Genomic DNA, 24,300 nt, shown 5'->3' on the forward strand with positions numbered 1-24,300 from the left:
AAAAATCTCGCTTTATTTAAGTCGAATTTAATCAGAAAGATTTAATCATTGTAGTTCAATCATTTGCTGTATCTCTTACAGGGCACACGCTGACTGCTCCTCGGAGCACCGAGACGGAGCCCTCACATGAGTACCCGACAAAAAAGAGAGGAGCTTTCGCTCCTCTCTCTCGATCTTATACTGCCAGTGCCTTATCAAGCCATACCTTGGCGATGTCCAGTGCCTCGTAAAGTCCGCACTCGCGCTCTGCATTCTTCACGAATGCCTTTATCGGGTCTGTCTCGTTGGTGTCCATCTGCACGACTCTGACCTTTGAGGTGACTTCCTCGCCTGCCTCGTTCTTGGCTGTGGCGAGTATCTGTATCCATATTACATAAGGGTCAGCCATGTATCCGTAGTATATCTGGTTGCCGTTCCTCACGAGCGGATAACCCTTGTATGTGAAAAACTTTTCGCTCATTTGTTTTCCTCCTGTTCGTATGATATGCTTGTCGTAACTTCGGGCAGCGGAGCGCCGCCACTACGACCTGAGTTCTGAACTCCGAGTTCTATAATTACAAATTATTTCCATGTCAGCTTGAATTCTTCGTCGGTGTCGAGTATCTGCACGTTGTGTATCAGCGTATCAACAAACGACTTCGTCACTGTGAACTTCGCTTCGCCGTCTACGACGATGAGCGCCGACATCGCTGTCTTTTCGTAGAATTCAAGCGTTTCGGTCTCTCCTGTGTACGAATCTGTATACTGCATCTTTACCATCGGTTCAGTCGCGGGTATCTCCTCGCCGAGAGCAAAGTTTTCCGCGTTGCCGCTGATAAGGAAGCCGTAGAACTGGCGGAAGCGCTCGCTGTCGAAGCTCTCTCCGTTCTTCGTGATGTTGAAGTCCTCAGCCTTGTAGGAGTCCTTCTTCTCATCGGGATTTTTCTTCGTGAGCCTGAACTCCGCCTTGTCGCCTGTATTGCACTCAACACTGAGGTCGGTGAGGTTCCATACGTATGCGGCAAGGAATATCTTCGAGGCTATATCTACAGGCATAACAGTCGTCCACTGCGCTTTGTCTTCGCTGATTATGAAGATGACGTTACCGCCCTCAAGCATTCCGTAGCAGCACTTGCCGTACTCACTGTCGGTGAACAGCTCGCTCAGCAGGAGCACGTACTCACTGCCGTCTTCGCAGCTCATCGTCACGCGGCAGAACGGGTCTGAGAGACCTGCCTCCGCGATGTCTGCGTCTGTACAGTGTACGCTGTATATGCCTGCTGCACTGAGCCCGAACATACCCGAGACCACGTTGGTCGAACGCTCTACCGCAAGATATGCCTTTGTCGGCTCGACAAGAAGGTGCGAGGACGATGTTCCGCCCGTATAATCGGGGTCGTCAGCCTTTTCGTCGTACTTTATCACGATGTTGTAGTCGATATCGCCGCGCTCTATTTTCAGCTCCTTGACAACAGGTGTCTCTTCGGGGCTTTTGAGCAGCGTCTTATCAACGAATTCAACAGCCGTGCGCTTATAGTTGGAGAGCACGGAGTCTCTTACGGTATAAACCGTGTCAACGCCATCTATCATTACGTAGGTCGCGTCTCCAGAGGGAGCCTCGTCGCCGATGAGCATACGGTACTCCTTTCCGCTCTCGTACTTGATATCTACGGTCGTCTGTGGGTCTGCAAGTCCGTACTTTGCGATATCCTTACAGTTCTCGGCAATCACGTCCTCGGATGTCAGCTCGTTCGCGTTGTTCGCGAGCGTGCCGATAACAGAGTTGTCCATTGCCACGTCCTGATAGCCGTCGAGTGTGTAGGTCGTATATGACGAGCCCGATTCATTGGTGCCCTTGCCGCTCTGAACCACATGGAGCTCGTCTGTCGGATTCTTGACGTCAACAGTCTTGATAACGCCGTATTCGATATTGCTGTTCGGGTTGTCGGGACCGTCGGGAGTATCGTCACTGATTATGATGACCTGCTTTCCGCTCTCGGAGGTCTCGGACGAAGAGGAACTCTCGCTCTCGCCGCCCTTGTCCTCGGTGAGCTTCAGGGCGGCATAGCCGCCTCCGAGCAGCACCAGCACTCCGCTGAGCGCTATAAGACCCTTTGCTGTTTTATTCATCGATTCTTTCTCCTTAACAGTACAACAAGTCCTATGCAGGCGATGATGAACGGTATCACGAGGATAACTGTTATCTCAATGACCCTGAGAGCTGTCGCGTCGGGCGAGATGTAATTCTGCTGGAGCGACTTCTCGGGTATGATAGCGCTGTTCTCCTTGCCTGACATACCGTTGATGACGGTGAGGAGCACTGTTGCGTTGTTGTAGGTGTTAGTGTTCGAGAGTATCGTGCTGTCGAGCATATACGGGCTGCCTATCACGAGAAGGTCGCTGCCGTATACGCTGATACCCGACGATGTCTCTTTTCTCGCCTTTACTACGATGTTATATGCCGCTCTCTCGCTCGAATCGCTGTCGTCAACAAGAGATGCGGTGTACGATGTGTCGTTGGACTTGAGGAGCTCCTTGATAACTGTCTCGTTATTCTTGCCGACTACAGTTATAGTCCTTCCGAAGGGAGCTACTATCGGGAGCGTGTCATTCGGGAGCGTGCCTACCTCTTCGGTATCGCTTACCATTACTGTGGGGTAGAGCTGTCCCGAGATAGCAACGCTGTTCTTGTCGTCCTTGATGTAGTTCTCGTCGATCTGTATTTTCCAGTCAGCGAGGAACTCGGTGATATTCGGGAGATTCAGTGCGTCGAGGCTCGGGATATATATCATGTCCTTCTCGTATTTTCCGTCGTTGTAGAGGAAATCGGTCATCTTGCTGATGATGTCGTCCGAGAAGTCGAATGCGGGACAGCAGAGCACGATCATATCGTAGTCGCCGAGCTCATCTGCAGCGATATCCACTTCCGTACAGTCATAGCCGTTCTTGTTGAGGAACTGCTCTGTGGAGTACGCCATGTTAGCACCTATCTGGTCAACTACCACACTTCCGTTCATCTTGCTGACGACTGCGACCTTTATCGGCTTGGAATCGGCTACGGACATGATAGCGGAGGTTATCGTGCTCTCGCCGCCGAATACCATCTGTAGATTGGTGGACTGAGCACTTGCCTTTGAAGGAGCGATCATTCCGATCACTTCGTTCTGCGGGATGACCTTTACGCGGTCACCGCAGGCAAATATCATGCTCTGTGCGGTTATCTCGCCGCTGTAATTTGCCTTGTATTTCGCGATGACATCAGGGTCTTTGTTGATATCGACGTACTTGACATTTACGCTTCCCTTGCCGCTCCCTGCGTACATACTGTACTTTTCGAGCATCTCAGGGATGATCGTATACGGGAATTCCACATTCATGCCGTAGGACTGGTATATCATTGCCTTGTACTGATTTGAGAGCCCTTCAAAATCATTTTCGGGGCACGTTACAACGATGTCCACGTCCTTTTCAAGCGACTTCAGCGCGTCGATCGACTCGTCCGAGAGGTCGTATCTCTTATCGCTCGTGAGGTCGAGCTTTACGGGGTAACGCTTGACTACGAGCCCGCACATGAGGTTCAGAAGCACTACGATAGCGATAACTACTACCACGATGCCCAGCGACATCGAGCCGTATTTTATCTTCTTGCCTGTTCCGCGCTTCGCGTGAGAGGCGGACTTGCTGCTCTCATCGGCAGCTGCACTCTCTACCTTCTCTATTTCTTCTTTTTTGTTTTTGCTCATCTGTTATTGCACCTTCCTTTCTCAATTAACCCCAGCGTCTCTTGTCGAGTATCCTTACCGTCAGGAAGTTGAAGATAAAGGCGACGCTGATGAAGAATATCACGCCGGTGAGGTCAAACACGCCGCGCGTGAATTCGAGGTATCTCGAATAGAACGAGAAAGAAAGCATTATCTTTCTGATGAAGTCTATCGACACGTTCGAGGCGAGCGAATCAAAGAGGTAAAGCACAAAGAGTGCGAGCATACTCGCTACGGCTGCTGCCATCTGGTTCTCCGTAAGGGAGGAGATGAAGAGTCCGACTGCGATAAATGCGGCTCCGAGGAACAGCATCGCGAAGTAATTGCCGAGCAGCGACGGCCATACGACGTCGCCGAGATATGCGAGTATCAGTGAATAGATGAAGATGACGCTCTCTGCTATGATATAGAGCGTGAGAGCTGCGAAGTACTTGCCGAGGACTATCGACCACAAGCCTATCGGTGCGGTCAGCAAGCCCTGGTCTGTGCGGTTCTTCTTCTCCTCGCTGAGGAGCTTCATCGTCAGTATAGGTATCAGGAACAGCACTACGATGAACATAGAGCTGAACAGCGGCGAGGTCTCGGTAGTGCCCGAGGTGATAACGCCGAAGAAAAAGAATATGCCCGAGAGCAGTGTGAACACTGTCAGAAATACGTATGCGACGCCCGAAGTAAAGAAAGCGCCCATTTCACGCCTGTATATAGCTCCCATTACTCCTCGCCTCCTTCTTTTTTGTCTTCGTCCTCAAAGGAACGGTCTGCGGGAAGGTTCTCTTCAAGATCTTCCTTGGTCTCCTCCTCGACCTCGGTTGCTACGAGCGCGCCGTCCTTGACGTTGAGGTCGAACTTGGGCTTATCTTTAGCTGGCTTTTCAGCCTTTTCCGCTCCTGCGGGGATGGCGTCGCCCATGGTTATCTTGAGGAAGATGTCCTCGAGAGTGAGGTCTGAGAGCTGGAGCATGAGGATATTCCAGCCCTTTTCGCGGCAGAGCTGATTGATAGCGCGGCGGATATCCACCTTTTCCTCAGACTCTACATCGTAGTCGTAAACGCCCTTCTCGCGCTCCATATCGGCACGGACATACTTGATGCCGTCAAGCTGCTTGAGTGCTGCAACTATCGCCTTCTTGTCCTCAGCTGTATGCGTTGAGCCCTCGATACGGAGGGTCATCTTGTGCTCGTTGGTTATCTTTGCGGCTATCTCGTCAGCAGTGCCGTCAGCCGCTACGACGCCCTTGTTGATGATGATTATCCTGTCGCATACCGCCTGTATCTCGGGAAGTATGTGAGACGAGAGGATAACGGTGTGGTTCTTGCCGAGCTTCTTGATGAGAGTGCGTATCTCGATTATCTGGTTCGGGTCAAGTCCGACAGTGGGCTCATCAAGAATGAGCACGGGCGGATTGTTGATGAGCGCCTGTGCGAGACCGACTCTCTGCTTGTAGCCCTTTGACAGGTTGCGGATAAGTCTGCCCCTTACGTTGGTTATCTTGCAGAGGTCGCATATCTCCTTCAAGTGAGCCTTTCTCGGAAGCTTGCACTTCTTCAGGTCGTACATGAAGCCGAGGTAGGCGTCGACTGTCATATCCACGTAAAGAGGCGGTATCTCGGGCAGGTAGCCGATGTTGGACTTCGCCTTTATCGGGTCTTCGAGAATGTCTACTCCGTTGATGAGTATCTGTCCCGAAGTCGACGAGATATAGCCCGTGAGCATATTCATGGTTGTTGATTTTCCCGCTCCGTTAGGTCCGAGAAAGCCGAGTATCTCGCCCTTTTCGACCTTGAAGCTGATATCGTTCACGGCTTGCTTGTCGCCGTAACGCTTTGTAAGGTTTCTGACCTCTATCATTTGGCAATAACCTCCTGTTTTGAGCCTTTAGCTATTAGCCTTTAGCCTTTAGCTAATGGTATCGCTGACGCGATATTTTAAATAAGTCAGCGAAGCTGACACCAAAAGCTAATGGCTAACGGCTAACGGCTAATGGCTTATTTATAGTAATACTAATGTGTGATAACGTTGTGAAAGCAAAACGAACTTTATGTGGTACGCTGTTCCCGAGCTCTCATTATATCAGCGGCTATCTGCGCTTTCAGCTCATCTAGCGAGCCGAACTTCCTCTCGGGACGGATAAATCCGCTAAAGCTCACATCGACGTTTTTGCCGTAAAGGTCGCCGCTGTAGCCGATTATGTGAGTCTCCGCAAGAGGTCTGTCAACTCCGCCGACTGTGGGCTTGACCCCTACATTCGTGACCGAGGGAAGCACCCTTCCTCCTACATTTGTGTGTGTGCTGTATACGCCGTATCTCGGGACAAGCTGTCCCTCCGCGAATTCCTGATTTATCGTCGGGAAGTCTATCGTGCGTCCGATGTGATTGCCGTCCGTGACCGTCGCATTTATGAAATACGCAGAGCCGAGAAGCTCATTTGCCGCAGTGATATCGCCGCTCAGCAGAAGCTCCCTTATTCGGCTCGAGGAAACCGTTTCGCCGTCCAGCTTTACGCTGTCAACGACCTCAACGCCGAATCCGAAGCGTTTTCCGAAGCCGATGAGCTCCTGCGCGCCGCAGGCAGCATTCTTTCCGAATCTGAAATCATTGCCGCAGCATACATAGGCTGCGTTCATTCGCTCGTGAAGTATGCGCGATGCAAATTCCTCGCCCGATAGTCCGCACACCGTATCAAACGGCGGAAAATCGGTCCTTTCGATGCCGCACTCGTTCAAGAGCCTTATCTTCGCCCGCTGTCCGTAGATATAGCCATACGAACCGCCTGCTTTACGCAGTACGCTCCCCGGCTCAAATGTGAAAGCCGACGGGATAAGCCCGTTTTTGCTCTGAGCATACGCTGCCCCGAGCACCGCGCGGTGTCCGAGGTGTACGCCGTCGAAAAGTCCCAGAGCAACTGCTGTTTTCTTGCGTTCCATAGCTCACCCCAGATTCTTCGCCACGCGCAGTATGCCGTTTTCAAAGTCCGCGAGCGCCGTGCCGATGAATGCGCCGTCGGAGCCGTAGACTGCGTAGTCCGTCACGCCCGCCTTTATATCGCGCACGCGGGCAAGGTCGAGCTTTACGCCGTTTCGGTACATACGCGTCTGCACCTCATTCAGCCTCAGCCTCGGCAGCTTCGTGAAAACACGCTCTATCGGGAGTATCAGCTCCGCGAGCCTGTCCTCGTCGCGCGCCTGCTGTATCTGCTCGAATGTGAAGCAGTCCGCGAGCGTGAAGCCGCCCGAGCTCGTCCGCACAAGCGAGGTCATAACTCCGCCGCAGCCGAGCCTTTCGCCTATGTCGTTTATTATGGTGCGTATATACGTGCCCTTGCCGCATGAGATGTCGAGGACTCCCTCACGCGAGCCTTCGTCGTAGCTGACGAGTTCGATGCCGTATACCGTTATCGGGCGCGGCTCGCGCTCGACCTCCACTCCCTTGCGGGCGAGGTCGTAGAGCCTCTGTCCGTTCACCTGCACTGCCGAATACATCGGCGGAAGCTGCATGATATCGCCGATAAACTCGGGTATCGCTGCTCTCAGCGCCTCACTGCCGACCGCCATATCCGAGCGGGTAAGCACCTCGCCCGTGATGTCCTGCGTAGTCGTGCTCTCGCCGAGACGGAAGCCTGCACGGTAGCTCTTTGTGTTGTCGGGCATGATGTCGCACGCCTTTGTCGCCGTTCCCACGAACACGGGAAGAACTCCCGTAGCCATGGGGTCGAGCGTGCCGCCGTGACCGAGCCTGCGCTCGCGCAGTATGCCTCTCAGCTTCGCGACTACGTCGAACGATGTGAAGTCCTGCGGCTTGTTCACGCACAGTATGCCGTTCATCAGCCGAGCGCCTTTCTGACGGTTTCTATCAGCATTTTCTTGACCTCTTCCAGCTCGCCCTCGACCGTGCAGCCTGCTGCCTTCGCATGACCGCCGCCGCCTATCGTCTGACATATAGTCGAGACGTTGACCGCGTCTGCCGAGCGGAACGAGCACTTGAACACGTTCGGTTCGCGCTCGCGCATGAGTATGCCGACTTCGGTGTTCTCGAGCTGTATCGTCAGAGGAGCAAAGCCCTCGAGCTCGTCGGGGCTGATGCCGAGCTCACGCATCATATCCTGCGTTACCGCGACTACGGCGAGCTTGCCGCCGAGATGCTCCTCCATGAGCTCCGAGACCTTTGCCTCGAGCTTCATCCTGCCGAGCGACTTCACCTCGAACATATAGCGGTTTATCCTCGCAAAGTTGATGTCATAGCTGCGCTTCATCTCCGCCGCTATCTCATGTGCGCGCGGAGTCGTGCAGTCGTAGCGGAAGCAGCCCGAATCCGTGGCTATCCCCGTATACAGGCACATTGCACAGTGCTTGGTGATGTTCACGCCCATATACTTCCCGAGGTCGTAGATTATCTCGCACGCCGCCGTCGCCTTCTCGCGCAGCAGCGTCTTTTCCGCGTAGTCCCTGTTGGACTCGTGGTGGTCGATACAGAGCTGTACCTTGTCTCCGTATATCTCGGCGTACTTGCCCATGAGCTTTACGTCCGCGATATCAACGGCGATGATGGTCTTGGGCTCGAATTCCTCGCCCGCTCCCACGCTCGTCATAAAGTCATAGCGCGAGGGGAAAACGTCGCTGCACACTACGCGGCTGCGTATGCCCAGCTCCGCAAGAATGTCTTTGAGTCCGAATCCCGCGCCGATACAATCGCCGTCCGGACTCTGGTGAGTGATTATGACCGCGTCCTGGCAGTTGCGCAGGAAGGTCTCTGTCTCACTGAAACCAATATACATAAATGCACTCCTTTTAGTTGAATGGCTAAATGCGGACAGCTTCGATTAAGCCATTAGCCGTTAGCCATTAGCTCTATGTGTTCGCTTCGCTCACTTATTTAAATAATATCGCCGAAGGCGATACCGCGAGCTAAAGGCTAAAGGCTAATAGCTAAAGGCTCAACGCATATCCGCAGTGTATCAATCACAACAAATCATTAAGCTTCTTGCTTATCTCCGCGCTTCTCTCGATAGAGTTGTCCGCCACGAACGTCAGCTCGGGAGATTTCCTCATCTTCAGGCGGTGGAAAAGCTCTCTCCTTATGAAGCCCGCCGCGCTTTTCAGTCCCGCGACCGACTCCTTTGTACGCTCCATGCCCTCAAGGCTCGAGACATATATCTTGCAGTTTGACATATCCCCCGACAGGTCAGCTCTCACTATGGTGAGCAGCTTGTCTATGCGCGGGTCTTTCAGCTCGCGCAGGATAGCTGTCATCTCGCGTTTTATGTCCTCTGCCATACGGCTGTTTTTAAAATTAGGCATAGCTTACCTCTCTCAGATATTTACGGTGAAGCCGCCGTCTTCGGTCTCGGCGTGCTGCGCCTCCTGCTTTTCCTCGCCATCGAAGTACTCGCCCGCCTTGGCTTCCTCTACGTCCGCTTCCACCTTTGTATAGTCGGGGAGTTCTTCGTCGCCCTCCTCGTAGTATATGTCTGCGAATTTGTCGTATTCCGGCTCGAGCTCGACATCACGCACAGGTCTTTCCACTCCCATGAGGTCGTTGGGGAAATCCTCCTCCTGCTCCACGGGACTGCACTGACCGAGCAGGATCTTTTTTACGGACTCGAAAAAGAAAATGTCTATCGGTCCGAAATCCTCCCAAGCCAGCGCTTCATCACAATACTGTATCATATCGGCATTGCTCATTCTCTCTGCATCCATTGATGTGATCCTCCTCCCGCCGAGTTATGCTCGGCTTTCTTTTTGGTTTATCCCTATATTATTTCATTATCCTTGGTTCGTGGGACTCCGTCCCGCACCCTGCCGAAGGGAAACAATTCCCTTCGGGTCTGCGATTTTTCTCTTTCCTTAGTCTTCGCGGTACTCCTCTACGGTGTATGCCTCGAAGATATCGCCTTCCTTGACGTCGCTGAACTTCTCAAGGCTGATACCGCACTCGTAGCCCTCCGCGACTTCCTTCGCGTCGTCCTTGAAGCGCTTCAGACCCGATATCTTGTCGTCCGCGATGATGATACCGTCGCGCACTACTCGTATCTGACAGCCTCTTGTTACCTTGCCGCTGAGCACGTAGCTTCCCGCTACCATGCCGACATTCGATATCTTGTATACCTGACGGACCTCTACGCGTCCGAGCTCTATGTCGCGGAACTTAGGTGCGAGCATACCCTTCATAGCTGTGGATATCTCTTCGATAGCGTCGTAGATGATGCGGTAGAGGCGGACGTCTACGCCGTCGCGCTCGGCATTCTCAGCCGCAACAGGGTCGGGACGTACGTTGAAGCCTACTATGATAGCGTTTGATGCCGCCGCGAGCATTACGTCGCTCTCCTTGACTGCTCCGACTGCTCCGTGGATGACTCTTACTCTTACTTCGTTGTTCGAGAGCTTTTCGAGCGACTGCTTTACAGCCTCGACAGAGCCCTGTACATCCGCCTTGACGATTATCGGGAGCTCCTTTATCTCGCCCTCGGCTATCTGGCTGAACAGGTTGTCGAGCGTTACCTTGCGGTACTGGTTGAACTGCTCCTGCTTCTGCTCGTGCTTTCTCTGCTCGACGAGTTCGCGGGCAAGCCTCTCGTCCTCAACTGCGTTGAAGATGTCGCCTGCACTCGGAACTTCTGCAAGTCCCGTTATCTCAACAGGTACGGACGGTCCTGCGGACTTGACTGTTCTGCCCTTGTCGTTCGTCATTACGCGGACACGTCCTACGGCTGTGCCTGCGATGAGGACGTCGCCCTGTCTGAGAGTGCCGTTCTGAACGAGGAGGGTCGCGATAGGACCTCTGCCCTTGTCAAGACGTGCCTCGATGACTGTACCCTTTGCAAGTCTGTCGGGATTAGCCTTGAGTTCCTGCACCTCGGCAACGAGAAGCACATTCTCGAGGAGCTCGTCGATGCCCTGACCCGTCTTTGCCGAAACGGGTACGCATATAACGTCGCCGCCCCAGTCCTCGCAAACGAGGTCGTACTTGGTGAGCTCTTCCTTTATCTTGTCGGGGTTTGCACCCTCTTTATCCATTTTATTTATGGCTACGATTATCTGCACTCCTGCGGACTTCGCGTGGTTGATGGACTCAACTGTCTGCGGCATGATACCGTCGTCTGCGGCAACTACAAGGATAGCGATATCGGTGATGTTCGCACCTCTTGCACGCATTGATGTGAATGCCTCATGTCCGGGAGTATCGAGGAAGGTGATGTCCTTGCCCTGAACGTTTACCTGATAAGCACCGATGTGCTGTGTGATGCCGCCTGCCTCGCCTGCGGCAACGTGAGCGTTTCTGATGCGGTCGAGGATAGAGGTCTTGCCGTGGTCAACGTGTCCCATAACTACTACTACGGGGCAGCGCGGCTGGAGGTTCGTATCGTCGTCGTCGGTGTCGTCGATGAGGCGCTCCTCAATGGTGACGATGACCTCTTTCTCTACCTTTGCGCCGAGCTCCTCAGCTACGAGAGATGCGGTATCGAAGTCTATCTCCTGATTTATCGAAGCCATTACGCCGAGTCCCATGAGCTTCTTGATAACGTCGGTAGCCGTAGCCTTCAGACGTGTTGCGAGCTCGCCGACAGTGATGCTCTCGGGTATCATTACCTTGAGCTGCTGCTTTCTTGCGCGCTCGAGCTCGAGCCTCTTGAGCTTCTCTGCCTCGGACTCCTTCTTGCTGAACTGCTGGCGGTTCCTCTGCTGGGACTTCTGATTTATCTTCTGCTTCTTCGAGCTGTAGTTCTCGTTGTGCTTGTTCGAGGAAGCCATGTTGTCGTAGCGCTCGTTGTACTTGTCGAGGTCCACGTAGCTGCCGCGGGTATCGACTGTGCGGCGCTGTGTTGCTGTGGAAGCCGTCTCGGATGAGAAGCTTGTGTTGAGCTTGGAGCTCTCGCCTCTGTCGCGCGCCTTTACCTGCTCCTTCTTCTTCTCGGGCTTCTTGGGCTTGGGCGGCTCGGGAGCCTTTGCGGGCTCCTTCTTAACGGGCTCTGCGGGCTTTTCAGCCTTGGGTGCGGGTTTCTCAGCCTTGGGTGCCTCCGCCTTCTTCTCGGGCTCAGCCTTGGGTGCGGGCTTCTCGGCAGCCTTTACGGGCTTTTCTGCCGTCTTCTCGGTCTTGGCAGCAGGCTTCTTCTCGGCTGCGGGCTTCTCGGCAGCAGGCTTCTTCTCCTTCTTCGGAGCAGCCGCCTTCGCCTCGTCGGACTTCTCCGCCTTCTCAGCCTTAGCAGCTGTCTTCTTCTCGGCTGCGGGCTTCTCTTCGGCGTCCTTCTTCTTGACGGTCTTCTTCTCGGGCTTGGGCTCTTCCTTGCGCTCGGGTCTCGGGTCGCTCTTGGACGCGAAATACTCGTCGAAGGACTTCACTGCGTTCAGCTTGGTGTAGTGCTCGAGGACAACGTTCATCTCGTCCTCGGTAAGACCCGTGGAAGCCTTCTTCTTCGTATCGCCCTTGCCTGCGAAGAAATCAATTATATCCTGTGAAGCGACGTTAAGGTCCTTCGCTGCGTCGCTCAGTTTTATCTTTTTTGCCATATGTTGCAGTACCTCCAATTATCGTAAAAGTGTAGTTATTTATGTCAACACTTCTGAGGTGTTATTTCTGTATCTTCTTGATGAACCCGTCCGCAAAGCCTTTGTCGCAGACAGCTATCACTGCGGTCTCCTTGCCGCAGAGCCGCCCCATCTCGTCCTTTGCGAGCTCGGTCCTGAGGTGTACGGTCTCGTATCTGCCGCACACGAAATCCACTTCCTTGAGAGTTTTCGGTGAAGCGTCGGCTGCGGTCAGCACGCAGAATGCCTTGCCGTCTCTGACTGCGTCCATCGAGCTGTCAAAGCCCTTTACCGCCCTGCCTGCCTTTATGCATATCGTCAGCAGGTCAGCCGTTTTCCGTTTCTTTTCTGAGTTCATCGGACATCACCTCATAAACGCTCTCATCTATCCTGCATGAGAATGCCTTTTCAAGTCTGCGGGCTTTGCGCGCCTTATCGAAGCACTCGGTGCTCTTGCAGATGTAAGCTCCTCTGCCGTTCTTCTTGCCGACAAAATCAAGGCTTATCTCGCCCTCGGGAGACTTTACCACGCGCATGAGCTCTTTCTTCGGCTTCATCTCATTACAGCCGAGGCACATTCTCATCGGTATCTTCTTAGGCTTCATCATTTTCCTCAGCGGTTCCCTCCGCAGCTGCCTCAGCCTCTGTCTTCTCGGGGATGTCCTCCTCGTATGTCTCCTTTACGGGAGGAACATAGTCGGGGCTGAGCTCGGGAGCTTCGTCGCCCGTGAGGTTGTCGAACTGGGGCTTGATGTCTATCTTGAAGCCCGTCAGCTTAGCCGCAAGCTTTGCATTCTGTCCCTTGTTGCCGATAGCGAGCGAGAGCTGGTTGTTCGGCACGATAACTGTGCAGGTCTTCTCCTCCTCGGAGGTAACTACAGTCTTGAGCACCTGTGCGGGAGCAAGGGCTCTTGTGATGAACTCCGCTGTATCCTCGCTCCACGGGATGATGTCTATCTTTTCGCCGCTGAGCTCGTTGACTACAGCAGTGATACGCGAGCGCTGAGGTCCGATGCAAGCGCCGACCGCGTCTACGTTGTCGTCCTTCGACCATACGGCTATCTTCGTTCTCGAGCCTGCCTCACGCGATATGGACTTGACCTCTACAGTGCCGTCGTATATCTCGGGGACTTCAAGCTCGAACAGGCGCTTTACGAGGTCCTTATGTGTACGTGATATCTTCACGATAGGCTTCTTTGTCTTGCCGACGATGCCTGTGATGTACACCTTTACCTGCTTGCCCTCCTCGAGCACCTCGCCTGGTATCTGCTCATTCTTGAAGAGGTAGAGCTCCGTGCCCTGATACTCGACCGTGACTGTGCCCCTGCCCGGCTCTATCTGCGATACGGTCGCGATGATGCAGTCGTGCTCTTTCTGCTCGAACTTGCCGAGCATCTGCTCACGGTTTATCTCGCGGAGGTCGCCCTTTATCGACTGCTTTGCCGAGAGAGCCGCCATTCTTCCGAGCTTCGAGATATCTATCTCCTTCAGTATCGTTCCGCCGACCATTGCGTTCGGGTCGATGGTCTTTGCAACGTCGATGTTTATCTCGTTCTCGTCGATGGGCTCGTCGTCGATTATCTCCTGAACGATGTACATTGCGAATTTCTTCTTTGCAGGGTCTATCTCGACTCTTATCCTGTCCTCACTGTGAGGATATGCTCTCTTGGCGGCTTTGAGCATTGCCGACTTTACCTTCTCGATGAGCAGGTCGGTCTCAACGCTGTTTTCTTCGCCGAGCATTTTAAGTGCGTCGAAAAAGTTTTCCATTGTGTTTTCCTCCGTTTATATTATATTTACGTTGAACTTGATTAATCTCTGCGGCTCATTCAAAATCGAACCACAGCTTGACGAATGCGATGTCCTCGAGTGGTATCACACGCTCAGAGCCGTCATCGTCCCTGACCGTGACTGCGCTCTTATCGGCTCCGACAAGGCTGGCGCATATCTCCTTCTCTCCGTCCGCCTCGCGTATCAGGCGCACCCTTACCTTGTCGCCCTCGCAGACCTCGAAGTGTTCCTCTCTGAGGAGCTCCCTCTCCAGTCCCGCAGAACCGACCTCGAGCATATAATGCTGGGGAATGGGGTCTGTCTCGTCGAGGATATCGTTCACGGGAGCATTTACGCGCTCGCAGTCCGCGATGGTGATGCCCTCGTCGCAGTCGATGAATATCCGCAGATACCACATCGCCCCCTCCTTGACGTAGTTGACGTCCCAGAGGTAGTAGCCGAGCTCGTCCGTTATCGGCTTGACGAGGTCGTATACCTTCTGCTCTGTTCCTCCGAACTTTTTCAGCTTCATCCGGTGCTTTTCTCCTTTCTGTCCATAGCATCTCAATAGCCGTCGGGAGGCTATCTCCCGATACAATACGAAAGACCGGAGGTTTCCGGTCTTTAGTCTTACTATCATCATATAGTATTATAACACGCAGAAATGGAAAAATCAAGTGCTTTTCGCAGATTTTTCAAATTTTTCGCGTATTTATCCAAATCGGACAAAAAAATCGGTACCGAACACTGTTTTCGGTACCGATTTTGCAGTTTTAAGCCAGTCCCGCATTGGCGACCGTGGTAGTCGTAGTCGCGAGAGGGTCGTCGTCGGCAAGGGTGGTCGTCGCGATAGCGGGAGCGTCGCCTCCGCCAACGTTGACCTTTATCTCTATCTCGATATCGGGATAGTTCTTGAAGCTGAGGACTATGTATGTCTGTCCCTTGGATACGCCCGTGATATAGCCCGATGCATTAACAACGGCTATTGCGGGGTCCATAGACTTCCAGACCTCGTCGGATTCGCCCGTGCCTGCGTCAGGATAGCTCTGGATTATCGGGACGTCGGTCTCGCCGACCTCGAGGAAGAGCTCGCGCTTGGAGAGCTTGACGTTGGAAGCCTTGGGATTTACGGCAGCAGTAGTAGTTACGGTCGTAGTCTCCGCAGGAGGCTCGGTCACAACAATGGTAGTGGAGGTCGTGGTCGTAGTTTCAGCCTTCGAGCCGTTTTCGCCGCCCATATTCTTTGTACATTTAGCGAGAAGCACGACAAACATCAGCACAACGAACGCTATGACTGCAAGCGCCGCCAACTGTCTTTGTCTGAGCACCTTACGTGTAACACGTCTTCTGTTGTCCATACTATTTCCTTCCTTTATGTTTATATCTTAACAAAGGAGCATTCCTTTGATAACATTATAACACAAGCACTTAAAAAAGTCACGCACTTTCAGAAATTTTTACACATTGCTGTAAATTATTTCTGCGATTTGTTGATTTTGCACAAGGAAAGAGTGTGACACACTGCCCTAAACTAAAAGCGGAACGCCAAAGCGGCGTTCCGCAGGTCTTATGAGTTGAATCTTCCGACCTCTTCGTCGATGACTCCGCTGCACGAATCGCGGAGTGTCTCCCACGAATCCGCCGCAGGCTCGCCCTCGAGCAGCGCCTGCGTGAGCTTGTTCATAACGCCGCTGGTCTCGTAGTTATAGTCGCCCTCGCCGTACATCCTCGCGCCCATGCCATAGCCGAAGTCAATAAGAGGCGTCCTCTCGCTCGGGTCAAGAAGCGACTGTAATACGTCGTACTGCTCCTCGGTAACGAAGGACTTGGTCTTGCCTCCCGCCGTCTTTATCTCCGCAAGAGCTGCCTGCTTCGCAGCCTTCTTGTACTCCTCCTGCGCCGCCGCAATGCGCTCGCACTTGATATACGCCGCAACAGCCGCGCCCTTGGTCGAGTTCCTGACGAGCATCTTCGCATCGTAGTTGCAGCAGAGGTATTCCTTGTCGGCATCGGGAGCCTTCGGGAAAGGTACTGCCATGATGTCCGAATTCGGGTTCATCGCATTGGATTCGCCGAGCGCCCAGTCTCCCGCAGCAAAAAAGAGCGTATCGTGTCTCGTCGGATAATAGTTCTCCCAATCGGAGCGGTAGAGTCCCTTTGAGGCTATCTCCTGCATGAAGAGCTCCGCCTTTTCTATCGCGGGGTCGCTGATATTATTTGCAAACTCGGTACCGTTGTAGTTTACCACGGTGTGGCCAGTGGACTGAAGAAGCGCCTGTCCGCAGCTGCCGCATAAGCCATAGCGCTTTTCGCCCTCGGGTGCCTTAGCAACGAACGCTTCCATGAGCTCCATGAACTTGTTCCAGTCCCACTTGCCGTCGAGGTAGAGCTGATACGGGTCTTCAAGCTCCTGCTCGCTCATTATGTTTCGGCTGTATATTATGACCTGCGGGTCGGTAAGGGCATACGGCACAACGTAGTGCTGACCGTTATACCCGAACTTTTCTATCACGTCGGTCATTCCGTCCCAGAGGCCCTCCTCCGCCATGCCCATACTGTCAAAATACGGGTCGAGGGGGGCGTACTGCTCATTGAGAGCGCCGTTCGGGAACGCGCCCTCCTCATAGGGGAACATATCCACCTGCTCGCCCGAAATTATCATCTCGGAAAGCCTGTCGTACTTCTCGCTCGGAGATGTGAATTCATACTTCACATTTGCACCGTATACGTCCTCAAAAAGCGAGAGCGCCGTCGAACGCGGACCGCCATTCGCGGGATTGAGGTCGTAGTCCGCGAGCCATACTATTGTCTGTCCGCTTACATCGGCGGCTGCCTCTGTCGTCGGCTCAGTCTCGGAGGTTATTTCTGCTATGCTGTCCTCGGAGGTCTTGCCGTCCTCACAGGACACAGCTGCGCCTCCGAAGACCGCCGCAGCTGCGACTGCCGAAAGCAGCCTTTTTATTCCATTCATCGTTATGCTCCTTCCATGGCCGAGAGTCCGCTCGTGCAGACCCTTTCGAGCCAACCTATATTGTACCATATCGCAGAGATGAAGTCAAGCACCGCTGACAAACGGTTGACAAATGTCTAAGTTTCAGCAAAAAAATGCAGAAAAGGCTATAATCCATATTTTGTAAGGTAATGCTAACAAATATGTCTTGATTTTTCGCCGCCTTTATGTCAAAATAGAATCAAGAGGAGCGGAAGCTCCCCGAATATTCTACGGAGGTGCTTTAATTATGGCATATAAGATTTCAGACGATTGTGTTAGCTGCGGTGCTTGTGCAGGTGAGTGTCCTGTAGGCGCTATCTCGGAAGGCGACGGAAAATACGTTATCGACGCTGACGCTTGCGTAGAGTGCGGCGCTTGTGCAGGTGTTTGCCCCGTAGGCGCTCCTTCTGCTGAGTAATTCTGACACGATACATGAAAAATCAACGGCTATCCTTTCGGATAGCCGTTTTTCTTTTGTTTGTTGTCACGTCGAATGAGTCAGTACCGTGATATCGCTCTCGGTAACGTTCACCTTGATGACGTCGGGTGTCTTGTCAGGCTCATTGAGTGTCGGGAAGAAGCATACCGTGAAGTCCTTCACGTCCTCTCCTACAGCAAAGCCGCCGACTATCCCGCTGAACTGTCCGTTCGCGGGAACTGTGAACGGGCTGGGGATATAGCCGTCAAGATTGTTCGTGGCATAGAGCTGGCTGCCTACATGGTAATGTATCTCGCTGCCGTCGCTGAGAAGCAGATAGAAGTTGTTGAGTATGTTGAGTTCGTACTCCTTGTCGGTGGTGTTGTCGATTGTGACATCGAGATAGATGAAGCGCTCGTTTTTCTCGTTGCGGTTGTCCGCGTCGATGACCCTGTTAAGCGTGAAGCCAGTCTTGTTGGCGCTCGCCTTCTCGGAAACAGCGGCGCTGACCTCGTGGTCTGCTCGTCCCTCGTTGCTTTGATTTACGGTGGTAGCCTGCGATGCCACAGACATAGACCTGCTGCCCGAATCGTCAGAGCAGCCTGCTGCTGCCGATACTGCCATAGCCGCACACAGGATGAGCGCGGCGATCTTATATATTCTCATTGTATGAGCCTCCGTTCAGATGTGGATAGGCGCGATCTGCGCTCCCTTAGTATACCACAACAGAGCCGCTCGTGTCAAGTATCGCACAGCGCCCGCCTCTTCGGTCTTTTCAGCGAGAGCAGTCCCAGTGAGACAAGATACATCACTGCACCTGCCGCAGCGGAAACTGCCGTGTAAATTATCCCTGACACTCCTGCACGCGTGCATATGCCTTTCGCGAGATAGGCTGCTCCGCCGCACATAGCTCCCGCATAGAGCACCTTCAACAGTGCTCCGACAGGCAGGGCTGCTCCCGAGACGCGGATGTATACGGTCAGCGAGACAGCCAGTATCACTGCGTAGCAGAGCGAGGTCGATATCGCCGCTCCGTCAGCTCCGAGGAGAGGCACAAGCGCAAGATTGCCGACGAGCTTCACGGCTGCTCCCGCGAGCATTATCTTCAGCGGCGCAGATGACCTGCCGACCGCCTGTAAAAGGCTGAATACAGGGAATGACAAGCACAGGCAGACCATTCCAGCCATAAGCAGCCGCAGAGCCGATATGCACAGCTCTACCTCGTCGCTTTGCAGCGGGAACAGCAGATGCAGTACCTCGGGGGCGAGGACTCCCAGCCCGAATGCCGACGGCACTGCCATCGCTGCCGCTGTCACGAGCGCCTGCGCCGTGCCTGCTTCGAGGGCGGCTCTGTCCCGCGATGACCACGCCGCCGTTATCGTCGGGAGCGCTCCCTTGCCGAGCATATTCGTCACCGACGGCACAAGGTTGAACACCGTCAGCGCTATCCCTGCGAACGAGCCGTACACGAAGTTCGGGACATCCTCGGGCGCGACCGCCGCGGGTACTCCCCTGCCGCAGCCAAACCGCGATATACAGGCGATGACCGTCCACATATCCACAAGTGAAGTCAGATTCGTGACGACAGAGCTCACTCCCACGGGCAGAGCCGTCAGTGCGAGCTCGCGGGCTATCTCGCGGCGGGACTGAATATGCTCCTCGCCTCCGCGGAAAGTACGGCGGAAAAGCGCCATTACCACAAAGAACAGCACCGCTCCGAGCGAGGACAGCGATACTCCGAGTATGCCCGCCGCCGCCGAGAGCGCACGTGTATCGGTCACGGAGGGGAAATGAGCCATTATCGCGCTGCCGTGAGAGTCCACAAAGCCGCACAGCCACAGTCCCGCGGCAACCTTGACCGCGCCCTCCGCCGCCTGAGAGAGTGCGGTCGGGTACATATTGCTCATGCCCTCGTAATAGCCGCGCTCCACCGCTGTAATGCAGCCGAAAAGCACCGCGGGAGCTATCATCATCAGCGCGGGGACCGCTTCCGTGCCGCCCGTCGAGAGCAGGCTGAACGGGTATGCGAGCAGGTATACGGCGGCGCTCCCGAGGAGACCCACTCCCGTGAAAAGCAGCAGGGCGGTGCTGCGTATGCGGCGGATATTCGCGTACATTCCGAGGGCGGAGCTCTGTGCGGTCATGCGCGCCACCGCCGAGGACAAGCCCGTCGCCGTAAGCGCGTAAACAGGCAGAAAAAGGCTGTACGCACAGCTGAAATAGCTCATTCCCACGCCGCCGAGCAGGTTCGTCAGCGGTATCTTGAACAGCGCTCCGAAGCCCTTCGCCACTACCGCCGATATCATCAGTATTATCGAGCCTTTCAGTATGTTCTGCTTCTTCATCGCGCGCCTCCCGTCCGTATTCCATACAGGATATGCCGCGCGGCAGCAAATTATGAGGCAAAAGGAAAACGGACGCCCGAAAACACCCCTACCTAATTTTTTGTAGGGGCGAGTTCCGCTCGCCCGTCGTTTTATAAATCAACTGTAGCTTGATATTGGTCTGCGGGCGCTCGGATAAGCAGCACACCAAATCTTCGATTTGGATTGTGATGCTATATGCAGCTTTGCTGTAAAGCGCCCCTACACAGCATACCTGTTTATTTTGCGAGGAAATCCTCCATTGTGCCCGTTCCGCCCGTCGAGATGAACGAATAGTACGCCAGTATAGACGAGGCGTCCTTTGCATCGACCATGCCGTCTTCATTGACGTCGGCGGCTGACTTTATCTCGGGCGGGAGCGGCTCCGTGACTCCGTCCGTCGACCGCAGCGCGTACTCGCCGAGAACAAAGGTGGCGTCCTTCGCGTCGACCTTCCCGTCGCCGTTGGGGTCGCCGAGCATGAGAGCGGGTTTGGGCTTCTCGCCCGCGATCTTTATCCAGCCGCTGTGCAGCCCCTTCGTGAACACATAGGTCATTTGCAGTTTGCCCGCTCCGCTCTGGGAGCGGTCGATGAACAAGTCTTTTCCTACATCGTCGACCACATAGACGAGCCCAAATGGGTAGACCTCGCCGCTGTCGGCGTCCTCGGGAACTACGAAGTCCACCGTGAAGATACTGCCATTCTGTACCGATCTCTCCTCCGAGTAGGCGTAGAATGCGAGCTGCCCCTCTTCGACCATTGCCGAGCCAGTCGTGAAGCCCTCGACCGAAGTACCCGCCGTAACCACCTCGCCCTTGGAGTTCTCACGCACCTTCAGGCGCGTATCATAGAAGAAATGAAAGCGCATCATATTGACAGGCTCCTCCACGCCGACCACACTGAAATATACACGCTGTACCTTTCCCTTCGCGTATTCGGGTTCGAGACCTATCTTATCGAAAAAGAGCATTATGCCGCCCTCATAGTCACGAGGATCTATCTTTTGGGTGTTCCACTCATTCGGCTGGACCCATTTCTTGCCGTCATACTCAACTATCTTATCATCCTGTTTATTATACGGATTTTCCGCACCTTCATTATAGGCATAGGCAGTCTGTCCGCCGCCTGACAGTACAGAGCTCCTAATGAAGTAATATTCCGAAGCTGCGACCGCTATTGCAAGCGAAAGCGCTGCTGAGAGCAGCTTTTTCATTCTCACCGCATGACCTCCTCATATGGTATTTTAATACATTATACACCACAAGCTTTGAATAATCAAGAGCTTTTGCCGATATTCCGCTTATTATCAGCAGTGAAGCAAAATTATACCGTTACTGTTGCTTTTCCTATTATGGTATAAGTGCGGTGTCAGCACTGCCGATTTCGCGGTATACATAAACCAAACGGAAATTTCTCCCCCGCGGCTGTTGCTTTTTTTGTAATTATATGGTATAATGTTAGTTAGCTTATTTTGCTTTAAGACTAATCGAAAGGACGAATCATATATGGAATATAAATTTTCCGACAAGGTAAGCGGTCTGAAAGCCTCCGCTATTCGTGAGATACTCAAGTTCACCGCAGACCCCGAGGTCATTTCATTCGCGGCGGGCAATCCTGCTCCCGAGGCTTTCCCCAAGGAGAGGATAGCCGAGCTCTCCGCTGAGCTCCTGCGCGATGACCCTATCCTCGCTATGCAGTACAGCGTCACCGAGGGATATACTCCCCTGCGCGATTTTCTCAAGGGCTGGATGACCGAAAAGGGCTGCTTCCACAAGGAGTTCGACGACCTCATCATCACGTCGGGCGGTCAGCAGGCAAACGAGCTCTCCTGCAAGGTGCTCCTCAACGAGGGCGATACCCTGCTGTGTGAGTCGCCGAGCTTCATCGGCTCTCTCAACGCTTTCCGCTCTTACAACGTCAACCTCGTCGGCGTTGATATGGAGGATGACGGCATCGACCTCGCCAAGCTCGAGGACGCTCTCAAAACTCAGCCGAATGTAAAGATACTCTACCTTATCCCTAATTTCCAGAACCCCACGGGCCGCACGATGTCGCTCGCTAAGCGCAAGGCTGTTTACGAGCTTGCCTGCAAGTATGACTTCATCATCCTCGAGGATGACCCCTACGGCGAGCTCCGCTTCGCAGGTGAGAACGTTCCCACGATAAAGAGCCTTGATACAGAGGGCAGAGTCATCTACTCCAGCACCTTCTCAAAGCTCATCTCGCCCGGCTTCAGAACAGGCTTCGTTTCGGCGCCTGCTCCGATAATTCAGAAGATAGTCGTATGCAAGCAGGTATCCGATGTTCACTCGAATATATGGGCACAGGTGCTCTGCCACCGCTTTATGACCACTATCGACCGCGAGGCTCACTTCAACAAGCTGCGCGGCATATACAAGGAAAAGTGCGACCTTATGTGCAGCTTCATTGATGACGGCTTCTCGAAAAAGATAAGCTATGTCAGACCGCAGGGCGGACTGTTCATATGGTGTACCCTCCCCGAGAGCGCGGATATGAACGCATTCTGCACCAAGGCTGTTCAGGAATACAAGATCGCGGTCGTTCCCGGCAACTCGTTCAACATAAAGGAGAGCGAGGTAAGCCACTCATTCCGCCTCAACTACTCGACCCCCACAAACGAGCAGATCAAAAAGGGCATGGAGATACTCGCCCGCATGACACGCGAGATGCTCGACTAATCATCCGAGCCGTTAGCCTTTAGCCATTAGTCGTTAGCTTATGGTGTCCGCTGACGCGGACATATTCAGATATCATCGCCATAAGGCGATACCGCGAGCTAAAGGCTAAAGGCTGACAGCTAACGGCTCACAAATATAACTACCAAACTGAAAGGAATCACAAATATGGCAACCTCAGACAGATACCCCGTTACTCAGAAATACCTCATGACAAGAGCTCAGGCTCTCAGCTTCCCCGCTAACTTCTTTGAAATGAAGTTCGGCAAGAAAGACGTCTACGGCGTGGTCATTGATATGCCCATGCCCGGCAATATCCTCACAACCATGGTCTGCTTCATCAACGGAGCCGCTAACCTCTACTTCAACAACGGCGGCGAGTACGTCGGCGCTTCTCAGAAGTACAGAAGCCTTGTACAGGCTGCAAATGCTCTTGTAGTCAATGCAGCTCAGATCATCCCCAAGGCTACCAAGACAAAGCAGTTCGACCTCCCCAAGGGCAGGACACAGTTCGTATATCTCCTCACCAAGAACGGCACCTACAAGGTGGAGTTCCAGCCCGGCCTTATCCCCGAAACAGAGCCCGAGAAGCGCACGCTTTACGTGCTCTATCAGCGCGTGCTCGCTGAGCTCAGGAACTGTCAGCTCAGAGATGATATGGAAGCCCGCAAGGCAAATAAGTAAGGAGTACCCCATATGGACGATAAAAAGCTCATTTTCAGCGCAATACAGCCGACAGGTACTTTCACACTCGGCAACTACATCGGCGCTGTAAGAAACTGGGGCCCGCTTCAGGAACAGTACAACTGCATTTACTGCGTTGCGGACCTCCACGCTATAACCGTTAAACAGGAGCCCGCAAAGCTCCGCCAGAATACTCTCGCGGCATACGCTCTGCTCATGGCGTGCGGTCTTGACCCCGAGAGGTCTATCCTCTTCATCCAGAGCCACGCTCACACCCACAATGACCTCAACTGGCTGCTCTGCTGCAACACGCAGTTCGGCGAGCTCTCACGCATGACCCAGTTCAAGGACAAGAGCCAGAAGCACCCCGACGATGTCAACGCGGGTCTGTTTACCTATCCGTCCCTTATGGCGGCGGATATCCTCGCGTACAACGCCGACCTCGTGCCCGTTGGTGTTGACCAGAAACAGCACCTCGAACTCGCACGAAATATCGCTCAGCGCTTCAACCAGCGCTACGGCGACTTCTTCAAGCTCCCCGAGCCGTACATCACCGAGGTCGGAGCGAAGATAATGTCGCTTCAGGACCCGACAAAGAAAATGTCCAAGTCCGATGAGAACGTGAATGCCTGCATCCTCATACTCGACGACAAGGACACTATCGTTCGCAAGTTCAAGCGCGCTGTCACCGACAGCGAGGCGGAGGTCGCTTTCCGCGAGGGCAAGGACGGCATCAACAACCTTATGTCTATCTATTCCTGCGTCACAGGCAAGGACTACGCCGCTATCGAGGCTGAATTCGCAGGCAAGGGCTACGGCGACTTCAAACTCGCGGTTGGCGAGGCTGTTGCAGACAGCCTTGAGCCCGTCCGCACCGAGTTCGCCCGCCTCATAAACGACAAGGCTTACCTCAAGGACTGCTACACAAAGGGCGCCGAGAAGGCGATGAAGATATCAAGCCGCATCGTTTCCAAGGCGTATCACAAGGTCGGATTCGTCGACAGACCCTTCTGAATCCGCCGAAACCGCCTAAATGCGCGGATACTTTAGGCAAAACATATAAAAAATTAATCCCAAATTCTGCAAAAAGCACAAACTTTTGCGAAATATATTGATT

General features: G+C 53.7%; 24 protein-coding genes. 4 read left to right on the forward strand and 20 right to left on the reverse strand.

Features of this window, described 5'->3' with window-relative positions; all coding sequences use genetic code 11:
• Positions 1-175: 175 nt before the first annotated feature.
• The 17 genes from BMX22_RS10565 to BMX22_RS10645 all read right to left on the reverse strand — a co-directional run bounded on the left by BMX22_RS10565 (position 176) and on the right by BMX22_RS10645 (position 17,000).
• Complete coding sequence (locus tag BMX22_RS10565; RefSeq protein WP_074742417.1) at positions 176-460, reverse strand: hypothetical protein; 285 nt, start codon at positions 458-460, stop codon at positions 176-178.
• 101 nt (positions 461-561) lie between these two features.
• Positions 562-2,109, reverse strand: coding sequence for a DUF4340 domain-containing protein (locus BMX22_RS10570; RefSeq protein ID WP_074742418.1), 1,548 nt, complete (start codon positions 2,107-2,109; stop codon positions 562-564).
• A complete protein-coding gene (locus tag BMX22_RS10575; protein ID WP_074742419.1) occupies positions 2,106-3,722 on the reverse strand; it encodes a Gldg family protein in 1,617 nt (538 codons plus the stop codon). The genes BMX22_RS10570 and BMX22_RS10575 overlap by 4 nt, the downstream gene beginning before the upstream one ends.
• 25 nt (positions 3,723-3,747) lie before the next feature.
• Positions 3,748-4,452, reverse strand: a complete 705-nt coding sequence (locus BMX22_RS10580) for an ABC transporter permease subunit (protein WP_074742420.1) — start codon at positions 4,450-4,452, stop codon at positions 3,748-3,750.
• Positions 4,452-5,588: an ATP-binding cassette domain-containing protein gene (locus BMX22_RS10585; protein ID WP_074742421.1), complete on the reverse strand. Its 1,137-nt coding sequence runs from the start codon at positions 5,586-5,588 to the stop codon at positions 4,452-4,454. Before BMX22_RS10585 ends, BMX22_RS10580 begins: the two co-directional genes overlap by 1 nt.
• 188 nt (positions 5,589-5,776) lie before the next feature.
• On the reverse strand, positions 5,777-6,664 hold the full coding sequence (gene ribF / locus BMX22_RS10590) for a riboflavin biosynthesis protein RibF (RefSeq protein WP_074742422.1): 888 nt from the start codon (positions 6,662-6,664) through the stop codon (positions 5,777-5,779).
• 3 nt (positions 6,665-6,667) lie between these two features.
• Entirely contained in the window at positions 6,668-7,561 is an 894-nt protein-coding gene (gene truB, locus BMX22_RS10595) for a tRNA pseudouridine(55) synthase TruB (protein ID WP_074742423.1), read from the reverse strand.
• Positions 7,561-8,511, reverse strand: coding sequence for a DHH family phosphoesterase (locus BMX22_RS10600; protein ID WP_074742424.1), 951 nt, complete (start codon positions 8,509-8,511; stop codon positions 7,561-7,563). Before BMX22_RS10600 ends, truB begins: the two co-directional genes overlap by 1 nt.
• Before the next feature lie 184 nt (positions 8,512-8,695).
• A complete protein-coding gene (rbfA, locus tag BMX22_RS10605; RefSeq protein WP_074742425.1) occupies positions 8,696-9,034 on the reverse strand; it encodes a 30S ribosome-binding factor RbfA in 339 nt (112 codons plus the stop codon).
• A gap of 12 nt (positions 9,035-9,046) precedes the next feature.
• Positions 9,047-9,433, reverse strand: a complete 387-nt coding sequence (locus BMX22_RS10610; protein ID WP_177173014.1) for a hypothetical protein — start codon at positions 9,431-9,433, stop codon at positions 9,047-9,049.
• A gap of 147 nt (positions 9,434-9,580) precedes the next feature.
• Positions 9,581-12,241 (reverse strand): translation initiation factor IF-2, encoded by a 2,661-nt coding sequence (infB, locus tag BMX22_RS10615; RefSeq protein WP_074742426.1) that lies wholly within the window; start codon positions 12,239-12,241, stop codon positions 9,581-9,583.
• Between the two features lie 61 nt (positions 12,242-12,302).
• A complete protein-coding gene (locus tag BMX22_RS10620) occupies positions 12,303-12,617 on the reverse strand; it encodes a L7Ae/L30e/S12e/Gadd45 family ribosomal protein (RefSeq protein ID WP_031559883.1) in 315 nt (104 codons plus the stop codon).
• The gene (rnpM, locus tag BMX22_RS10625; RefSeq protein ID WP_074742427.1) at positions 12,586-12,864 is read right to left on the reverse strand and encodes an RNase P modulator RnpM; all 279 of its coding nucleotides are present in this window, start codon (positions 12,862-12,864) and stop codon (positions 12,586-12,588) included. The genes BMX22_RS10620 and rnpM overlap by 32 nt, the downstream gene beginning before the upstream one ends.
• On the reverse strand, positions 12,854-14,029 hold the full coding sequence (gene nusA / locus BMX22_RS10630; RefSeq protein WP_074742428.1) for a transcription termination factor NusA: 1,176 nt from the start codon (positions 14,027-14,029) through the stop codon (positions 12,854-12,856). The genes rnpM and nusA overlap by 11 nt, the downstream gene beginning before the upstream one ends.
• 55 nt (positions 14,030-14,084) lie before the next feature.
• On the reverse strand, positions 14,085-14,561 hold the full coding sequence (gene rimP / locus BMX22_RS10635; protein ID WP_074742429.1) for a ribosome maturation factor RimP: 477 nt from the start codon (positions 14,559-14,561) through the stop codon (positions 14,085-14,087).
• A 241-nt stretch (positions 14,562-14,802) separates the two neighbouring features.
• Positions 14,803-15,387, reverse strand: a complete 585-nt coding sequence (locus BMX22_RS10640; RefSeq protein ID WP_074742430.1) for an Ig-like domain-containing protein — start codon at positions 15,385-15,387, stop codon at positions 14,803-14,805.
• A 209-nt stretch (positions 15,388-15,596) separates the two neighbouring features.
• Entirely contained in the window at positions 15,597-17,000 is a 1,404-nt protein-coding gene (locus tag BMX22_RS10645) for an ABC transporter substrate-binding protein (RefSeq protein WP_074742431.1), read from the reverse strand.
• A gap of 268 nt (positions 17,001-17,268) precedes the next feature.
• Between BMX22_RS10645 and BMX22_RS10650 the strand changes: the two genes are divergently transcribed.
• Positions 17,269-17,439, forward strand: a complete 171-nt coding sequence (locus BMX22_RS10650) for a DUF362 domain-containing protein (RefSeq protein ID WP_074742432.1) — start codon at positions 17,269-17,271, stop codon at positions 17,437-17,439.
• Positions 17,440-17,505: 66 nt separating this feature from the next.
• Here the strand turns inward: BMX22_RS10650 and BMX22_RS10655 are convergent, their stop codons facing one another.
• The 3 genes from BMX22_RS10655 to BMX22_RS10665 all read right to left on the reverse strand — a co-directional run bounded on the left by BMX22_RS10655 (position 17,506) and on the right by BMX22_RS10665 (position 21,016).
• On the reverse strand, positions 17,506-18,105 hold the full coding sequence (locus tag BMX22_RS10655) for a DUF4352 domain-containing protein (RefSeq protein WP_074742433.1): 600 nt from the start codon (positions 18,103-18,105) through the stop codon (positions 17,506-17,508).
• Positions 18,106-18,179: 74 nt separating this feature from the next.
• A complete protein-coding gene (locus BMX22_RS10660) occupies positions 18,180-19,784 on the reverse strand; it encodes a polysaccharide biosynthesis C-terminal domain-containing protein (protein WP_074742434.1) in 1,605 nt (534 codons plus the stop codon).
• Between the two features lie 257 nt (positions 19,785-20,041).
• Complete coding sequence (locus BMX22_RS10665) at positions 20,042-21,016, reverse strand: dockerin type I domain-containing protein (RefSeq protein WP_074742435.1); 975 nt, start codon at positions 21,014-21,016, stop codon at positions 20,042-20,044.
• 292 nt (positions 21,017-21,308) lie between these two features.
• Here BMX22_RS10665 and BMX22_RS10670 point away from each other — a divergent pair, with 292 nt between their 5' ends.
• The 3 genes from BMX22_RS10670 to trpS all read left to right on the forward strand — a co-directional run bounded on the left by BMX22_RS10670 (position 21,309) and on the right by trpS (position 24,197).
• Positions 21,309-22,502 (forward strand): PLP-dependent aminotransferase family protein, encoded by a 1,194-nt coding sequence (locus BMX22_RS10670; RefSeq protein WP_074742436.1) that lies wholly within the window; start codon positions 21,309-21,311, stop codon positions 22,500-22,502.
• 165 nt (positions 22,503-22,667) lie between these two features.
• Positions 22,668-23,183 carry a hypothetical protein gene (locus BMX22_RS10675; protein WP_318259727.1) on the forward strand — a complete coding sequence of 172 codons (516 nt, stop codon included), beginning with the start codon at positions 22,668-22,670 and terminating at the stop codon, positions 23,181-23,183.
• A 12-nt stretch (positions 23,184-23,195) separates the two neighbouring features.
• The gene (gene trpS / locus BMX22_RS10680) at positions 23,196-24,197 is read left to right on the forward strand and encodes a tryptophan--tRNA ligase (protein ID WP_074742438.1); all 1,002 of its coding nucleotides are present in this window, start codon (positions 23,196-23,198) and stop codon (positions 24,195-24,197) included.
• Positions 24,198-24,300: the final 103 nt, after the last annotated feature.

Source organism: Ruminococcus sp. YRD2003 (assembly GCA_900109435.1).
Lineage (GTDB): Bacteria > Bacillota > Clostridia > Oscillospirales > Ruminococcaceae > Ruminococcus > Ruminococcus flavefaciens_G.

Coding starts and splice junctions, on each gene's coding strand:
- BMX22_RS10575 (WP_074742419.1), bottom strand. CDS start 3,722: ATGAGCAAAAACAAAAAAGAAGAAATAGAGAAGGTAGAGAGTGCAGCT.
- BMX22_RS10620 (WP_031559883.1), bottom strand. CDS start 12,617: ATGAACTCAGAAAAGAAACGGAAAACGGCTGACCTGCTGACGATATGC.
- BMX22_RS10650 (WP_074742432.1), top strand. CDS start 17,269: ATGGCATATAAGATTTCAGACGATTGTGTTAGCTGCGGTGCTTGTGCA.
- BMX22_RS10640 (WP_074742430.1), bottom strand. CDS start 15,387: ATGGACAACAGAAGACGTGTTACACGTAAGGTGCTCAGACAAAGACAG.
- BMX22_RS10585 (WP_074742421.1), bottom strand. CDS start 5,588: ATGATAGAGGTCAGAAACCTTACAAAGCGTTACGGCGACAAGCAAGCC.
- BMX22_RS10655 (WP_074742433.1), bottom strand. CDS start 18,105: ATGAGAATATATAAGATCGCCGCGCTCATCCTGTGTGCGGCTATGGCA.
- truB (WP_074742423.1), bottom strand. CDS start 7,561: ATGAACGGCATACTGTGCGTGAACAAGCCGCAGGACTTCACATCGTTC.
- BMX22_RS10670 (WP_074742436.1), top strand. CDS start 21,309: ATGGAATATAAATTTTCCGACAAGGTAAGCGGTCTGAAAGCCTCCGCT.
- nusA (WP_074742428.1), bottom strand. CDS start 14,029: ATGGAAAACTTTTTCGACGCACTTAAAATGCTCGGCGAAGAAAACAGC.
- ribF (WP_074742422.1), bottom strand. CDS start 6,664: ATGGAACGCAAGAAAACAGCAGTTGCTCTGGGACTTTTCGACGGCGTA.
- BMX22_RS10580 (WP_074742420.1), bottom strand. CDS start 4,452: ATGGGAGCTATATACAGGCGTGAAATGGGCGCTTTCTTTACTTCGGGC.
- rbfA (WP_074742425.1), bottom strand. CDS start 9,034: ATGCCTAATTTTAAAAACAGCCGTATGGCAGAGGACATAAAACGCGAG.
- BMX22_RS10570 (WP_074742418.1), bottom strand. CDS start 2,109: ATGAATAAAACAGCAAAGGGTCTTATAGCGCTCAGCGGAGTGCTGGTG.
- rnpM (WP_074742427.1), bottom strand. CDS start 12,864: ATGAAGCCTAAGAAGATACCGATGAGAATGTGCCTCGGCTGTAATGAG.
- rimP (WP_074742429.1), bottom strand. CDS start 14,561: ATGAAGCTGAAAAAGTTCGGAGGAACAGAGCAGAAGGTATACGACCTC.
- BMX22_RS10610 (WP_177173014.1), bottom strand. CDS start 9,433: ATGGATGCAGAGAGAATGAGCAATGCCGATATGATACAGTATTGTGAT.
- BMX22_RS10565 (WP_074742417.1), bottom strand. CDS start 460: ATGAGCGAAAAGTTTTTCACATACAAGGGTTATCCGCTCGTGAGGAAC.
- trpS (WP_074742438.1), top strand. CDS start 23,196: ATGGACGATAAAAAGCTCATTTTCAGCGCAATACAGCCGACAGGTACT.
- infB (WP_074742426.1), bottom strand. CDS start 12,241: ATGGCAAAAAAGATAAAACTGAGCGACGCAGCGAAGGACCTTAACGTC.
- BMX22_RS10675 (WP_318259727.1), top strand. CDS start 22,668: ATGGCAACCTCAGACAGATACCCCGTTACTCAGAAATACCTCATGACA.
- BMX22_RS10600 (WP_074742424.1), bottom strand. CDS start 8,511: ATGTATATTGGTTTCAGTGAGACAGAGACCTTCCTGCGCAACTGCCAG.
- BMX22_RS10660 (WP_074742434.1), bottom strand. CDS start 19,784: ATGAAGAAGCAGAACATACTGAAAGGCTCGATAATACTGATGATATCG.
- BMX22_RS10645 (WP_074742431.1), bottom strand. CDS start 17,000: ATGAATGGAATAAAAAGGCTGCTTTCGGCAGTCGCAGCTGCGGCGGTC.
- BMX22_RS10665 (WP_074742435.1), bottom strand. CDS start 21,016: ATGAAAAAGCTGCTCTCAGCAGCGCTTTCGCTTGCAATAGCGGTCGCA.